The sequence below is a fragment of the Veillonella parvula genome (assembly GCF_001553335.1).
In the GTDB taxonomy this organism is placed as follows: Bacteria; Bacillota; Negativicutes; order Veillonellales; family Veillonellaceae; genus Veillonella; species Veillonella parvula_S.
Genome location: NZ_KQ960786.1, coordinates 1 through 1,339 on the forward strand (window position 1 = coordinate 1; position 1,339 = coordinate 1,339).

At 42.0% G+C, this 1,339-nt stretch carries 2 protein-coding genes; both read left to right on the forward strand.

Annotated elements, in window-relative coordinates; genetic code table 11:
• On the forward strand, positions 1–730 hold a 730-nt coding region (locus HMPREF1865_RS03675; protein WP_060919229.1), incomplete at its 5' end, for an ABC transporter substrate-binding protein.
• Positions 731–742: 12 nt separating this feature from the next.
• Positions 743–1,339: FecCD family ABC transporter permease (locus HMPREF1865_RS03680; protein WP_155640502.1), on the forward strand; the 597-nt coding region annotated here is incomplete at its 3' end.

Sequence of the window (1,339 nt, forward strand, 5' to 3'; positions counted from 1 at the left end):
ATACCGTGAAGCGTACGATAAAATCCCATACAAGGATCTGAAATACGCCAATTTAGAAAGTGTATTAATGATGAAGCCTGATTTACTAGTTGGTTGGCGATCTACTTTTACTAATAAAGGGTTACGACCACCTGCATTTTGGCAGTCACGACATGCGAATGTGTATATTGCAGAATCTTCTCTAGGGGCGCAGTCTGCACTGACCATGGATATGGAGTACCAATATATTCGTGATTTAGGCCGTATCTTTAACCGTAACATGGAAGCAGAAAAGTTGATTCACGATATGGAACAATCTGTAGCACATACAGTGGCCCAAACGGCTCATGAAAAGTCACCAAAGGCATTGTTTGCCGAGGTGCAAGGTAAGCATTTTCGATTATATGGACATAAGACATTGGCAGGTAACATAGGGGATTCCTTACATGCCAATGTAATTGATACAGATACGCCATCCATTAGTATGGAGGATGTTGTGGAAGAAAATCCAGATGTTATATTCTTGATTGTATCTGATGGTGAATATAGCCAAGCAGATGTGATTATGAACTATGTACTAACGCAGCCAGGTTTACAAGGTGTTAATGCATTGCGCAATAAGCGCGTTCATTTCTTACCATTGCTCGCTGTATATAGTCCTGGTATTCGTTTATTCGATGGTATCGACATCGTATCGCATGGGTTGTACCCTAATCTATATCCAGAAGGGGTACCAGATTTAATTCATTAATAAAGGAGCAGTATGCTAAAACGTATTGGATATACTGCTGGCGGATTTGTCCTCATAGGGGTGCTAGCGGTAGCCATTCTATGGGGACTTTCTGTTGGTACAGTACAGTTTTCACTTTCTCAAATTTTTAATATTGTAATGGATCAATTTTCTAGCCCTTTGGCTATTGATGATCCTATGAATGGTCCAGAGCAGACCATTATATGGTTATTGCGTATGCCACGGTTGTTGATGGCTGCCATTATTGGGGCAGGCCTTGCCGTATCTGGCGTTATCATGCAGGCTATCGTTAAAAACCCACTAGCGGATCCTTATATCTTAGGTATTTCGTCCGGTGCATCCCTTGGCGCTACGGTAGCTATCTTATTCGGAATAGGCGTTATGTTCGGTGAGAACTTTGTCGGCATTATGGCCTTTATTGGTGCTATGGCGATTTCCTTCGGTGTATTGTTTATCTCAAACTTGGGTGGCCGACCAAATTCGGTGAAATTGATTTTAGGGGGCTTGGCATTAAGCGCTGTATGTAGCTCTTTCTCTAGTTTTGTGGTCTATTTAGCGGACGATAAGGAAGGCATCCAAACTATTACGTACTGGTTGATGGGTAGCTTT